This is a genomic window from Methylobacterium phyllostachyos (assembly GCF_900103445.1).
Classification (GTDB): domain Bacteria; phylum Pseudomonadota; class Alphaproteobacteria; order Rhizobiales; family Beijerinckiaceae; genus Methylobacterium; species Methylobacterium phyllostachyos.
Genome location: NZ_FNHS01000021.1, coordinates 13996 through 27923, shown reverse-complemented (window position 1 = coordinate 27923; position 13928 = coordinate 13996). Strand labels below are relative to the sequence as shown.

The following is a 13928-nucleotide window of genomic DNA, read 5'->3' as shown; positions in this document are numbered from 1 at the left end:
CTCAGCTCCGATCGACCACCTCGGCGGCGTCGAGCGCCTCGCCGAGCCGGCGCTCCAGGCCGTAATAGCGGGCGCGCTCCCAGAATTTCGGGCGGCCGATGCCGGTGGATCGGTGGCGCCCGACCAGCCTGCCGTTCGCATCCTCCCCGACGATGTCGTAGAGGAACACGTCCTGCGTGGTGATGACGTCGCCCTCCATGCCGAGCACCTCGGTGATGTGGGTGATCCGCCGCGAGCCGTCGCGCAGGCGCATGGCCTGGATCACCACGTCGATCGAGCCGCAGATCATCTCGCGCAGCGTCTTCGACGGCAGGGTGAAGCCGCCCATCGAGATCATCGATTCGATACGTGACAGGCACTCGCGTGGGCTGTTGGCGTGGAGCGTACCCATCGAGCCGTCGTGGCCGGTGTTCATCGCCTGCAACAGGTCGAAGGCCTCCGGTCCGCGCACCTCGCCGACGATGATCCGCTCGGGCCGCATGCGCAGGCAGTTCTTGACGAGGTCGCGCATGGTGACCTGCCCCTGGCCCTCCATGTTGGGCGGGCGCGTCTCCAGGCGGACCACATGCGGCTGCTGGAGCTGGAGTTCCGCCGCGTCCTCGCAGGTGATCACCCGCTCGTCGTGCTCGATGAAGGCGGTCAGGCAGTTGAGCAGCGTGGTCTTGCCCGAGCCCGTGCCGCCCGAGATCACCACGTTGCAGCGCGACTGGCCGATGATCTTCAGCACCTCGGCGCCCTCGGGCGAGATCGCCCCGAAGCGCACGAGCTGCTCCAGGGTCAGCTTGTCCTTCTTGAACTTACGGATGGTGAGCGCCGGGCCGTCGATGGCCAGCGGCGGCGCGATCACGTTGACGCGGGAGCCGTCGGGCAGGCGCGCGTCGCAGATCGGTGAGGCGTCGTCGACGCGCCGGCCGACCTGGCTGACGATCCGCTGGCAGATGTTCATCAGCTGCTGGTTGTCGCGGAACCGGACGCTGGTCAGCTGGATCTTGCCCCCGACCTCGATGAAGGTCCGGTTGGCGCCGTTGACCATGATGTCGGCGATGTCGTCGCGGGCGAGCAGCGGCTCGAGCGGGCCGTAGCCCAGCACGTCGTTGCAGATGTCGTCGAGCAGCTCTTCCTGCTCGGCGATCGACAGGACGATGTTCTTGAGCCCGATGATCTCCGTGACGATGTCGCGGATCTCCTCGCGGGCCGTCTCGCCGTCGAGGCGCGAGAGCTGCGTGAGGTCGATCGCCTCGATCAGGGCGCCGAAGATCAGGCTCTTGGTGCGGTAGTAATCCTCGGACCGCGCGGTCTCGACCACCACAGGGGTCGCGGGCTCGGGCCGCCGTGGCGGCGGCGCGGCGTCGCGCGGGGCCGAGGCCGGCGGGGCGGCCGGCGATTTCGGGATTGGCAGGGGTGCGGCGGCCGCGCCGCCGGTCTGGCGTCTACCGAACATGGGCCGGTTCCAGGGCGCGGTCGGACCGCATCACGAGGCCTTCCCGCCGGCGAGCTTGATGCCGCCGAGCTTGGTGCCGGCGAACCGGGCCAGCAGCGGCTCCAGCAGGCTCGCGCGCCCGCTGCGCCGGGTCTCCGCGCGGCCGAGCGTCAGGGCGGCGAGGTCGTTGAACAGCTCCGCCACCTTGGAGCCGGCCTGGATCTCGGCGATCATCTGGCCGTTGTTGGCGGCGGTGCCGAACAGGGCGGGCTCGAACGGGATCGTCAGCGCGACCGGAGCCTCCAGGGTCTTGGCGAATTCGGGCGTGCCGATCTCGGGGCGCTTCGGTACGCCGACGCCGTTGAGCAGGATCCGCGGCGGCGCATCGTTCGGGCGCCCATGCTTGAGCGCGCCGAGGAGGTTCTTGGCGTTGCGCAGGCTGGCGAGGTCGGGCCCTGCAACGATCAGGATCTCGTCGGCCGCCGTCAGCACGCGCTTCGTCCACGCGTTCCACTGGTGCGGCACGTCGAGCACCACGCAGGGCACGCTCGCCCGCAGATATTCGATCAGGGCGTCGAAGGCCGGCTCCGATAGGTCGATGGTGCGGTCGAGGCTCGCGGGTGCCGAGAGCAGGCTCAACGTGTCGCTGCACTTGGACAGCAGCCGCTCGACCAGGGCCGAATCCAGGCGCTCGGGGGCGAACACCGCTTCGGCGATGCCTTGAGGCGGATCCTGGTTGAAGTTCAGCGAGGCGGTGCCGTAGGCGATGTCGAGATCGGCGATCACCGTCTGGACGCCCTGGCTGCGGGCGACCGACCACGCGAAGTTGTGCGCCACCGTCGAGGCGCCGATGCCGCCCTTCACGCCGCAGACCGCCACCGTGCGACCCACCGGCTTGACGCCCGGGGCCGTGAACAGGTCGGAGATCGCCCCGATCAGGGTCAGCGGGTCCACCGGCGCCATCAGGTAGTCGGACACGCCGCGCTGGATCAGCTGCCGGTAGAGCGTCACGTCGTTGAGATGGCCGATCACCAGGACGCGGGTGCCCTCGTCGCAGACCTCGGCCAGGGCATCGAGGCATTCGAGCGGCTTCGAGCGCGGCCCTTGCGTTTCCAGCACGATGACGTTGGGCGTCGGCGCGTGCCGGTAGGCCTCGATGGCCGCAGCGCCGCCGCCCATCCGGACCTTGACCTGCGTCTTCTGCATGCGCCGGTCGAGGGCCGCCCCCTCGATCATCGCGGCGGTCTCGCTGGTCTCGCAGAACGCCTGGATGGTGATCCGGGGCACCGGGGCGATCGTGCGCTCGGCTGTCTCGGACAGGTCTGCCATGACGGCGCTTTCAGGTTCGCGTTCGGGGTGCGGCGTCGGGATCGAGCAGGACGTAAACTTATTGTCCGACCTGAGATTTCACGTCGGTCTGCCCATCTTGACGCCATGCGGTTGATGGATCCTTGCCTTCGCGCAATTGACCGATGTCGCGGACCCGCTTGACCGTATCGATCCGGCCCTCGGGCCGTCCGCGCACGAGATCCACAGGGTCGGCGATCTGTGCGGCCACGGTCGATTGCGTGGCGCAGCCGAGGTTCCACATCGGGCGGTTGTTGTAGTCCAACGCGAAGTTGCTGGTTCCCGTATCGTTGGGCCAGAGCCCGCAGGCATCGGAGACCTTGGCCTGCATCCGCTGGAAGCTCAGCCGGATCGGCGCGGCCAGACTCGGGGCCGCGACGGCGTAGCCGGTGACGGCGATCTCGCGGGCGCTGACCCTGTCCTGTGCGCCCAGCCGACCCAAAGCCGCCACCGTGCGGGCGACCGCTTCCGCCTGTGCCGGCGGAACACCCCGAGGGACCTCCATCAGGAGGGTTCCACGCCCGTAGCGTCGGTATTCCAGCATGAAGGCATCGACATCGGCGGTCTGGCGGGGATCGAGATGGCCGACCCCCGTGGGGAACACGTCGAGGCTGCGGGTGCCATCGGCCAGGACGATCGGGTGCCGGGCCCGGTAGTCCGAGATCTCGATCGCGCCGGTAGCGGCCGGCTCGCTCTTGCAGCCGGCCGCGAGGGCGCCGAGGGCGCAGGCGGCGAGCAGGCCGGCATGGGCGCGGTGCCGGGAGAACGGGGGGAGTCCGGTCATGGATCCGATCCTGAAGGCGCTACTCGACGATGAAGCCGACGCGGCCGCGATAGCTCGGCCCGAGCGGGGCCGCGCCGGTGGGGGCGACCTTGCCGTACAGGCGGTTGATCTGGCCGAGGAGCACCGCCTGACCGTCGGTGGAATCGACGAAGTTGTCGTCGGGGCGGCTGACCTGCTTCGGCTCCATCGCCCGGGCGATGTAGGGGGTGCACATGATCATCAGCTCGGTCTCCATGCGCTGGTAGTCCCGGGAGCGGAACAGGGCGCCGAGGATCGGCAGGTTGATCAGGCCGGGCAGGCCGGAGATGGCCTGCTTGTTCACCTGCTGGATCAGGCCGGCGGTCATCATCACGCCGCCGGAGGGCAGCTCGACCGTGGTCTCGGACCGGCGGACCCGTGTTCCGGGGATCGCGGTCGTGACGCCGTCGTTGGTGTAGTTGAAGCTGTTCGTCGGATCGATTTCGGTCACGTCGGTGGCGACGCGGATCGAGATCCGGTTGTCGGCCAGAACCACCGGCGTGAAGCTCAGGGCGACGCCATAGGGCTTGAAGGTGATGCCGGGGGCGGAGCAGAGGCCGCTGACGCAGCTCGAGGCGGCCGATGGCACCGGGAACTCGCCGCCGGCCAGAAATTTCGCGGCCTCGCCGGAGATCGCCGTCAGTGTCGGCTCCGCGAGGACGCGTGAGACCCCGGCCTGTTCGAAAGCTTTCAGCGTGGCCTGGAGCGAGAAGCCGCCGGCTCTCACGGACGCCTGGAGTTGGTTGCCGGTCGGCGTCGTCCCGCCGGTGATCGGGAAGGGCAGCGAATTGACCAGCGAGGGGGAGGTCGTCGCGTTGCCGAGGGGGTTCAGCGCCGACCAGTTCCCGTTCAGGTTGATGCCGAACTGCTTCAGGACGTTGCGCGACACCTCCACCACGGTGACGCGCAGCATCACCTGGTCCTTGTTGCGGATGGAGAGGTTGTTGATCACCGCGCCCCGGGCGCCAGCCGCGACGCCGCCGCTCGGCGCGCCTGTCCCGCCGCCTCCACCCCCCAGCCCCACGAAGGCGTTGGCGATGTCGATCGCCTGCTGGGCGTCCGCCGACGAATTCACCGAGCCCGACAGCAGCACCGAGGCCCCGGAGGAGCGCACGTCGAACCGGCCGCCCGGGATGCTCTGGCCGAGCAGCTCGCGCAGGGTTCCGAGGTTCAGGTCGCGGGCCACGGTCACGTCGAGGGCGGCAATCTGGCGGCCCTCGGCATCCATGATGAAGATCGAGGTCGCGCCGTCGGCCATCCCGATCACGAAGACCTTGCGAGTCGAGCGGACCACGGCGTTGGCCACCGCGGGGTTCGCGACGAAGACCTCCTTGGCGTCCCGCGGCAGGTCCACGATCACGGAGCGGCCAGCCGTCAGTTCGACGCGCCGGGTCGAGGCGGCCTCCGCGGAGCCCACCGTTAGGACCGGGGCGGGCCCGAGGACCGGTCGGTCCTGCGCGCCGGCCGGAGCGGTCAGGCTGGCCAGGAGAGCGAGGGCACAGGCCCTGCGGCGGATCGGACGCCGCGCTGGGCGGGCGTGGGGCAGCGGAGCGAGCATGGCGGTCACGGCGTCTGCTGCTGCGCGATGCCGAAACGCACCACGGTCAGTGCGTCATCGGGCATCTGCGCCTGGGGCGTGTCGGCGGGGGCGGCGGCGGGAGCGCCGGCATCGGCGAGGCTGCGCAGCGACAGCGACAGCGAGCCATCCTTCCCGGCAAGCGTCAGGGCTTCGGCCTGGGCGGGGGTGACTGCCAGCGTCGCGGTCTCGCCCGTGACGACGTTTGTGCCGTTCTTCTCCTGGATCAACTGGCCAATCGCGAGGACGCGGATGTCGGTCAAGATCGTCTGCGAGATTTGGGAGTCGCGCTCACCGACCGCCATTTTGACGGGCTTGTGGAAGGTGCGGATCACATCGACCCGGTCGTTGGGCAGGATGAAGCCGCCGGCCGAGTTGGTGCCGCGGCTGTCGGTGGTGATGGCGACCGCGCGCAGGCCCTGCGGCAGGATCGCCGCCATGAAGCCGCTCTCCGGGCGCACGAGCTTCTGCGCGCGGATCGGCTCACCCGCCAGGAAGCTCGAGCGGACGGAGGCGCCCACGGTCTCGTCAAGGGCCTTCGGGTTGGTCTTGCGGCTCATGTAGCCGGGATTCACGGCGCCATCCGGCCAGGCTTGCCACCGCAGGTCCGCGGCGCGCAGCACCTGCCCCATCGGCAGGTCGGTGGCGGCGACCAGCACGTCGTTCATCGGTACCGGCGGCGCTTCGGCTTTGATCGGCGCTGGAGGCGGGGGCGGATCGCCGCCGCTCATCAGGAAGGCCGCCCCACTGCCCGCCGCGAGGGCGATGCCGAGGACAGCGAGACGGGCAGGTTTCATCGCATCGCCACGCGCCGGAGACGGCCGAATTGCCGCCCATGACCGGAACTTGCGCGTGGATTCGTGTACTTATGGTTAAGCTATTGTAACTTCGCCCGCGCGATTGTCCGGAAACGTACGAAAGTCGGGGCGGCGGTCACAACCGGCGCAATCTTTCAGCATCCGGTCGAGCTTGACCGTGGCCTCTCCCGCTCGTGTGATCTATTTTGCATTCGGAACCGCCTCAGAAGCGGGCACTCGGGTGAACCGGGGGGAGACATGATCAAGACATTCGGCGGTGCGGTGCTGGCGGCGGCGCTGGTTGGAACGGCCTGCGGAGCCGCCGCCCAGGGTGGCGCGGACGCGTTCTCGGGCAACGCGGTGCGCATCGGCATCCTCAACGACCAGTCCGGCCTCTACGCCGAGTATGGCGGCCAGGGCTCGGTCGAGGCGGCCCGGATGGCGGTGGAGGATATGGGCGGCAAGATCGGCAGCGTGCCGATCGAGATCCTCACGGCCGACCACCAGAACAAGCCCGACATCGCCTCGGCGATCGCCCGGCAATGGTACGACCGCGACGGCGTCGACGCGATCATGGAGTTGACCACCTCCTCGGTGGCGCTGGCGGTCCAGGGCCTGTCCAAGGAGAAGAAGAAGATCACGATCACCACCGGGGCGGCGTCAAGCGACCTCACCGGCAAGGCCTGCACGCCCTACGGCTACCATTGGGCCTTCGACACGCGGGCGCTGGCGGTGGGCACCGGCGGCGCGCTGACCCGGGCGGGCGGCAACACGTGGTTCTTCCTCACGGCTGACTACGCCTTCGGCTCGGCTTTGGAGGCCGACACCAGCAAGGTGGTGATCGCCAATGGCGGCAAGGTGCTGGGCAGCGTCCGTCACCCGCTCTCGAACCAGGATTTCTCCTCGTTCCTGCTCCAGGCCCAGGGCTCGAAGGCCAAGGTGATCGGGCTCGCCAATGCCGGGCTCGACACCTCGAACGCCATCAAGCAGGCGGCGGAGTACGGCATCGTCGAGGGCGGCCAGAAGCTCGCGGCGCTGCTCTTCACCCTCTCGGAAGTGCACGGGCTCGGCCTGAAGGTGGCCCAGGGCCTGACGCTCACCGAGGGCTGGTACTGGGACGCCAACGACGAGACCCGCGCCTTCGGCCAGCGCTACATGAAGCGCACCGGCCGGATGCCCAACATGATCCAGGCCGGCACCTACTCGGCGGTCCTGTCCTACCTGAAGGCCGTCAAGGCGGCGGGCACCGACGAGACCGACGCGGTCAACGCCAAGCTCAAGGCGCTGCCGGTGGACGACGTTTTTGCCCATCACGGGGTCGTGCAGGCCGACGGCCTCATGGTGCACGACATGTACCTGTTCGAGGTCAAGAAGCCCGCCGAGTCGAAGGGCGAGTGGGACCTCTACAAGCTGATCTCGACCGTCCCCGGCAAGGAGGCCTTCGCCTCGCCGACCGAGAGCGGCTGCCCGCTCACGGCAGCGAAGTAGCGCTCACCCCGTCATCGCAAGCGGAGCGAAGCGACCCAGAGCAGCGCGGCATCTGTTCGCGTGGCGCTGCTGGATTGCTCCGCTTCGCTCGCAAAGACGGCGGCGGGCCGAATGTCCGCCCCGACAGATTCTCTGCCCCGCGGGCATCACCCCGCCCAGACGCGCCGATACAGCGCGACGATCTCGTCGGCACTGGGCTCGACCGGGTTGTTGGCCGGTGACCCGGAGGCGAGCGCCTGCGCCGCCATCGTGGGAAGCAGCGCCTCCCAGCGGGCCGGGTCGATCCCGTATTCCTTGGGGCCGGGAACGTCGAGGTCGTCGTTGAGCGCTTCCAGTTCCGCCACCAGGGCCGCGGCGGCGGACCGGTCGTCGGCCTCCGGCTTGGCGACCCCGATGGCCCGGGCGCAGGCCGCGTAGCGATCGATGGCGGCCGGTACCGAGAAGGACGTGACCGCCGGCAACAGCATCGCGTTCGACAGCCCGTGCGCCACGTGGAAGTGGGCACCGATCGGCCGGCTCATCCCGTGGACCAGTGCCACCGACGCATTCGAGAATGCGATGCCGGCCTGGGTCGCACCCAGCATCATCGCCTCGCGCGCCGCCCGGTCGCCGGGATCGGTCCAGACCCGCCGCAGGTTCGGGGCGATCAGCTTCATCGCCTGGAGCGCCAGCCCGTCCGAGAACAGGTTCGACTTGCGCGACACGTAGGCCTCGATGGCGTGGGTCAGCGCGTCGATGCCGGTATCGGCGGTGAGCCGCTTGGGCTTCGTCAGCGTCAGCTCGTAATCGACCAGAGCCGCGACCGGCAGGTAGGCGAGCCCGATGCACAGCATCTTCTCGTCGGAGGTCTCGTCGGTGACGATGGTGAAGCGGGTCGCCTCCGAGCCGGTGCCGGCGGTGGTTGGGATCGCCACGATCGGCAGGCCGGGCTCGTCCTGCTGGCGGGGTGCCTTGTAGTCGCGCATGTGGCCGCCGTGGCGGGCGAGCACGGCGACCGCCTTGGCGGTGTCCATCGGGCTGCCGCCGCCGAAGCCGACCACACAGTCGAAATCGCCCGCCTTGAGCGCGGCGAGCGCCGCCTCCACCGAGGCCACGGTCGGGTCGGGCACCGTGTCGGCGAACACGGTGGCGCGGGTGCCCGCGCCGTTGAGCCGTTCGGTGAGCGCCTCCACCCGGCCGCTGCCGGCGAGGTAGGGGTCGGTCACCACGAAGGGGCGCGACAGGCCGAGCTGGCCGAGCACCTCCGGCAGGAGCCGCGAGGCGCCGGCGCCGACGCGCATCAGCCGGGGCAGGGCGATCGAGGCGACCATGGTGTGATCCTCCCATCCGGCGCCAATTCCGATCGGCCGGGTTCGCGGGATCTTAGGGCGCGACTGGATCCGGCGAAACCGCCGGTGCTGACACAGCCGGCCCGGCAAACAGGGCGCCCGCCGCCTCGACCTCGGCGGCGATGAAGCTCGCGACCGCGCGGATATGGGCCGCTTTCCTGTGGTCCTCGTGGATGTGCATGTGGAACGCGCGCGTCAGCGAGACCCGGTCGGGCAGCACCGGCACCAGCCCGGGATGGGCCGCCGCGATGAAGGCCGGCAGGACGCACAGGCCCGCCCCCGCGCGCGTCGCGTAGACCTGGGCCAGGAGGTTGGTGGAGCGCAGGCGGGCGCTGACCGGAGGCCCGAGCGCCCCCAGGTAGTTCAGCTCGCGCGTGAAGAGCATGTCCTCGATATAGCCGACGAAGGAATGCGCGGAGAGATCCGCGACCTCGGTGATCGGCGCCGCGGCGGCGCAGTAGGACTCCGCCGCGTAGACGAACAGCCGGTAATCGGTGAGCCGGCGCGCCACCACCCGGGCCTGCTGCGGGCCGGACAGGCTGATGACGATGTCGGCCTCGCGCTTGGACAGGCTGAAGATCCGGGCGGTCGCCATGATCTCGACCTCCAGCCCCGGATGGCGGGCGGTCAGCCGATGCATTCGGGGCGCGAGGAAGACGCTGCCGAACCCGTCCGGCGCGCCGATCCGCACCGTGCCGGAGACCGTCTGGGCGGCCCCCGTGGCGGCGATGGCCGAGAGGAACGCGCTCTCCATCGCCTCGGCGACGCCGAGGAGGTTCGCCCCGTCCTCGGTCAGCGCGTAGCCGAGGTTGCTGCGGTGGAACAGGCGGCCGCCGAGGCCTTCCTCCAGCGCGCGGATCCGCCGGCCGACCGTGGTGTGTTCGGTGCCGAGCCGTGCGGCGGCAGCGCTCAGGGTGCCGGTGCGCGCCACCGCGAGGAAGTAGCGCAGATCGTCCCAGTTCGGCCCGATCCTGGCCATGGCCGCACTCCCGCTGTGCATCGATGCACAGCGGCTGTAAGCGCATCCGGCTTTATCGCTCAAGCGATCCTGTTAGGGTGCGGCAAAATCATACGCCACATCACAGGGAGGCGCGCATGCGCACGATTGGGCATTACATCGGCGGCCGGAACGTCGGCGGCGAGAGCGGGCGGTTCGCCGACGTGTTCCACCCCTCGACCGGCGAGGTCCAGGCCAAGGTCGCGCTGGCCAGTAAGGCCGAGATGCGCGCGGCGGTCGAGAACGCCAAAGCGGCTCAGCCGGCCTGGGCGGCCACCAACCCGCAGAAGCGGGCCCGGGTGATGATGCGCTTCCTCGAACTGATCCGCGGCGAGCACGACGCGCTGGCCGAGCTGCTCGCCTCCGAGCACGGCAAGACCGTGCCGGACGCCAAGGGCGACATCCAGCGCGGCGTCGAGGTGGTGGAGTTCGCCTGCGGCATCCCGCACCTGCTCAAGGGCGAGTACACCGAAGGCGCCGGCCCGGGGATCGACGTTTACTCCCTGCGCCAGCCGCTCGGCGTCGTCGCCGGCATCACGCCGTTCAACTTCCCAGCGATGATCCCGCTGTGGAAATGCGCCCCGGCGATCGCCTGCGGCAACGCCTTCATCCTGAAGCCGTCCGAGCGCGACCCGAGCGTGCCGATCCGCATCGCCGAGATCTTTTTGGAGGCGGGCCTGCCGCCGGGCATCCTCAACGTCGTCAACGGCGACAAGGAAGCGGTTGACGCGATTCTCGACGACGAGGACATCAAGGCGGTGGGCTTCGTCGGCTCCTCGCACATCGCCGAGTACATCTATGTCCGCGCCGCCGAGACGGGGAAGCGCGCCCAGTGCTTCGGTGGCGCCAAGAACCATATGATCATCATGCCGGACGCCGATATGGGCCAGGCGGTCGATGCCCTGATCGGCGCCGGCTACGGTTCGGCCGGCGAGCGCTGCATGGCGATCTCGGTGGCGGTGCCGGTGGGCGAGCAGACCGCCGACCGCCTGATGGAGAAGCTGATCCCGCGGGTCGAGTCGCTCAAGATCGGCCCGTCGCATGACGGCTCGGCCGATTACGGCCCGCTCGTCACCCGTGAGGCCGTGCAGAAGGTTGCGAGCTACATCAACAAGGGCGTGGCCGAGGGCGCGCAGCTCGCCGTCGATGGCCGCGGCTTCAAGCTCCAGGGCTACGAGAACGGCTTCTACATGGGCGGCTCGCTGTTCGACCGCGTGACGCCCGACATGACGATCTACAAGGAGGAGATTTTTGGCCCCGTGCTCTCGGTAGTGCGGGCCAAGGATTACGAGGAGGCTTTGGCGCTGCCCTCGACTCACCAGTACGGCAACGGCGTCGCGATCTTCACGCAGGACGGCGACGCGGCGCGCGACTTCACCGCCCGGGTGAATGTCGGCATGGTCGGGGTCAACGTGCCGATCCCGGTCCCGATCGCCTACCACACCTTCGGCGGCTGGAAGCGCTCGGGCTTCGGCGACCTGAACCAGCACGGGCCGGACTCGATCCGCTTCTACACCAAGACCAAGACCGTGACGCAGCGCTGGCCGAGCGGCATCAAGAGCGGGGCGGAGTTCTCCATCCCGACGATGCGCTAGCGCGACTCCTCTCTCCTCCCCCTTGCGGGGAGGAGCCGGAGGTGGGGGTGGTGCAGAAGGCACCGGCACGCTTAATCCTGCACCACCCCCACCCCTGACCCCTCCCCGCAAGGGGGAGGGGAACGTGCCTGCCTCCTGAGGCATGTTTGTTCTGACCTTTGGAGCCACGCCCATGAGTTTCGGGCTCGATGAGGACCGCACCGCGATCCGCGAGATGGCCCTCGGCTTCGCGGCCGAGCACATCGCCCCCCACGCCCTCGACTGGGACCGCGACAAGACATTCCCGGTCGAGACCCTGCGGGAAGCGGCCGCGCTGGGGATGGCTGGCATCTACGTCCGCGAGGATGTCGGCGGCTCCGGCCTGTCGCGCCTCGACGCGACCCTGATCTTCGAGGCGCTGAGCACCGGCTGCCCGACGGTGGCGGCGTTCCTGTCGATTCACAACATGTGCGCCTGGATGATCGACGCCTACGGCGACGCCGATCAGCGCCAGCGATGGCTCCCGTCCCTCATGGGCATGGAGCGGATCGCCAGCTACTGCCTCACCGAGCCGGGCTCGGGCTCCGATGCCGCGGCGCTCCGCACCCGCGCCGAGCGCGACGGCGATCATTACGTGCTCTCCGGCGAGAAGCAGTTCATCTCGGGCGCCGGCGCCAGCGACCTCTACGTCTGCATGATCCGCACCGGCGAGGCCGGTCCCGCCGGCATCTCGGCGATCGTCGTCGAGAAGGGAACGCCCGGCCTCTCCTTCGGGGCCGATGAGCGCAAGATGGGCTGGAACGCCCAGCCGACCCGCGCGGTGCGCTTCGATGGCTGCCGGGTGCCGGTGGGCAACCGCCTCGGCGCCGAGGGCCAGGGCTTCAAGATCGCCATGAGCGGCCTCGATGGCGGGCGGCTCAACATCGCCGCCTGCGCGCTCGGCGGTGCCCAGGCGGCCCACGACAAGGCGCTCGCCTATATGGCCGACCGGCGCGCCTTCGGGGCGAAGCTCACCGACTTCCAGGCGCTGCAATTCAGGCTCGCCGACATGGCGACCAGCCTGGAGGTGTCGCGCACCTTCCTGCGCCACGCGGCCTCCGCGCTCGATGCCAAGGATCCGGCGGCCACGCAGCTCTGCGCCATGGCCAAGCGCCACGTCACCGACGCGGCCTTCGAGGTGGCGAACCAAGCGCTCCAGCTGCACGGCGGCTACGGCTACCTCGCCGAGTACGGCGTGGAAAAGATCGTCCGGGATCTGCGCGTCCATCAGATCCTGGAGGGCACGAATGAGATCATGCGGGTGATCATCGCCCGCGGGCTGACCGGGGGCCGCCGATGAGCGATGTGATCGTCGAGCGCGTCGGCGCCCTGGGGCGCCTGCGACTCAACCGGCCGAAGGCGCTGAACGCCCTGACCCACGGCATGGTGGGGGAGATCGACCGGGCGCTCGACCAGTTCTCCGCCGATCCCGGTATCGCCGCGGTGCTGCTCACCGGTGAGGGCGAGCGCGGCCTCTGCGCCGGCGGTGATCTGCGCACCCTCTACGACAGCACCGACCTCGTCGAAGCCGAACGATTCTGGCGGGATGAGTACCGGCTGGATGCGCGCATCGCCCAGTACGAAAAACCGTTCGTGGCGGTGATGGACGGCATCACCATGGGCGGCGGCGTCGGGCTCGCCGGCCATGCCGCCCACCGGATCGCCACCGAGCGCTCCCGCATCGCCATGCCGGAGACCGGGATCGGTTACTTTCCGGATGTCGGCGGGACGTGGCTGTTGCCGCGGGCGCCGGGCGAGGTCGGCACCTATCTCGGCCTCACCGGCGAGCCCATGGGCGCTGCCGACGCGATCTTTTGCAACTTTGCCGACGCGCTGGTGCCCTCCGCGGCGCTCCCCGACCTGATCGATACCCTCGCGGCCCTCCCGCCGGATGCCGGGGATGCGGGCGTGCGGGACGTGATCGCGCGGCTCGCACAGGATCCCGGCCCGGCGCCTCTGGCCGCGCATCGGGACGTGATCGACCGCTGCTTCGCCTTCGACATGGTCGACGAGATCCTGTCTGCCCTCGACGCCGCCGGCTCGGACTTCGCGGCGGCCACGCGGAAAACCATGCTGACCAAGGCGCCGACGAGCCTCGTCCTGACGCTCTGCCTGCTGCGCCTCGGCCGCAGCGCGCCGAACCTGGAGGCCTGCCTGGAGCGCGAGTTCCATGCTTCGCTGGCCATCCTGGCGGAGGGGGATCTCCGCGAAGGCATCCGCGCAGCGGTGATCGACAAGGACAAGAACCCGCGCTGGAACCCCGCGAGTCTCGACGCCGTCGATCCCGCGCGGATCGCCCGGTGGCTGGAAAGGCGAGCGGAGCCGGTTTTTTCGGGCGCGCGCACTGGGCCGGTGTGATGACGCTTCGCTTTCTCACATCCGCGCTCTCCCTCCCCCCTCTGCGGGGGAGGGTGGCCCCCGAAGGGGGTCGGGAGAGGGGAGCGACGGTGCAAAACAAGGTGCTGGCCGTCACATCTGCTCCGCCCCATCCTGAAGCCGGGTTCCCCTCTCCCGACCCCTGCTGACGCAGGGGCCACCCTCCCCCGCAGAGGGGGGAGGG

At 69.6% G+C, this 13928-nt stretch carries 11 protein-coding genes; 4 read left to right on the top strand and 7 right to left on the bottom strand.

All coding sequences use genetic code 11. The features are described 5' to 3' along the window. Nucleotide 1: 1 nt before the first annotated feature. From BLQ49_RS25445 to cpaB, 5 genes are read right to left on the bottom strand one after another with little or no spacing between them, the layout of a single operon-like run. Complete coding sequence (locus BLQ49_RS25445) at nt 2-1441, bottom strand: TadA family conjugal transfer-associated ATPase (RefSeq protein ID WP_091721501.1); 1440 nt, start codon at nt 1439-1441, stop codon at nt 2-4. 30 nt (nt 1442-1471) lie between these two features. Then, nucleotides 1472-2749: a CpaE/TadZ family protein gene (locus BLQ49_RS25440; RefSeq protein ID WP_091721497.1), complete on the bottom strand. Its 1278-nt coding sequence runs from the start codon at nt 2747-2749 to the stop codon at nt 1472-1474. A 58-nt stretch (nt 2750-2807) separates the two neighbouring features. Next, a complete protein-coding gene (locus BLQ49_RS25435) occupies nt 2808-3551 on the bottom strand; it encodes a CpaD family pilus assembly protein (protein ID WP_091721494.1) in 744 nt (247 codons plus the stop codon). A 19-nt stretch (nt 3552-3570) separates the two neighbouring features. Further along, on the bottom strand, nt 3571-5127 hold the full coding sequence (locus BLQ49_RS25430; protein ID WP_091721600.1) for a type II and III secretion system protein family protein: 1557 nt from the start codon (nt 5125-5127) through the stop codon (nt 3571-3573). Between the two features lie 5 nt (nt 5128-5132). Next, entirely contained in the window at nt 5133-5942 is an 810-nt protein-coding gene (gene cpaB / locus BLQ49_RS25425; protein ID WP_091721491.1) for a Flp pilus assembly protein CpaB, read from the bottom strand. A 258-nt stretch (nt 5943-6200) separates the two neighbouring features. Here cpaB and BLQ49_RS25420 point away from each other — a divergent pair, with 258 nt between their 5' ends. Then, nucleotides 6201-7430 carry an ABC transporter substrate-binding protein gene (locus tag BLQ49_RS25420; RefSeq protein ID WP_091721489.1) on the top strand — a complete coding sequence of 410 codons (1230 nt, stop codon included), beginning with the start codon at nt 6201-6203 and terminating at the stop codon, nt 7428-7430. Nucleotides 7431-7576: 146 nt separating this feature from the next. Here BLQ49_RS25420 and BLQ49_RS25415 read toward each other — a convergent pair whose 3' ends face one another. Continuing rightward, nucleotides 7577-8740 (bottom strand): iron-containing alcohol dehydrogenase, encoded by a 1164-nt coding sequence (locus BLQ49_RS25415; protein ID WP_091721485.1) that lies wholly within the window; start codon nt 8738-8740, stop codon nt 7577-7579. Between the two features lie 52 nt (nt 8741-8792). Next, nucleotides 8793-9737, bottom strand: coding sequence for a LysR family transcriptional regulator (locus BLQ49_RS25410; RefSeq protein WP_244507762.1), 945 nt, complete (start codon nt 9735-9737; stop codon nt 8793-8795). 116 nt (nt 9738-9853) lie between these two features. On the opposite strand from BLQ49_RS25410, the gene BLQ49_RS25405 reads away from it, so the two are divergent. From BLQ49_RS25405 to BLQ49_RS25395, 3 genes are all read left to right on the top strand, one after another. After that, nucleotides 9854-11350, top strand: coding sequence for a CoA-acylating methylmalonate-semialdehyde dehydrogenase (locus BLQ49_RS25405; RefSeq protein WP_091721480.1), 1497 nt, complete (start codon nt 9854-9856; stop codon nt 11348-11350). A 172-nt stretch (nt 11351-11522) separates the two neighbouring features. Then, complete coding sequence (locus BLQ49_RS25400; RefSeq protein WP_091721477.1) at nt 11523-12668, top strand: isobutyryl-CoA dehydrogenase; 1146 nt, start codon at nt 11523-11525, stop codon at nt 12666-12668. Beyond that, nucleotides 12665-13726 carry an enoyl-CoA hydratase/isomerase family protein gene (locus BLQ49_RS25395; RefSeq protein WP_091721475.1) on the top strand — a complete coding sequence of 354 codons (1062 nt, stop codon included), beginning with the start codon at nt 12665-12667 and terminating at the stop codon, nt 13724-13726. Before BLQ49_RS25400 ends, BLQ49_RS25395 begins: the two co-directional genes overlap by 4 nt. The last annotated feature ends 202 nt before the right edge of the window (nt 13727-13928 follow it).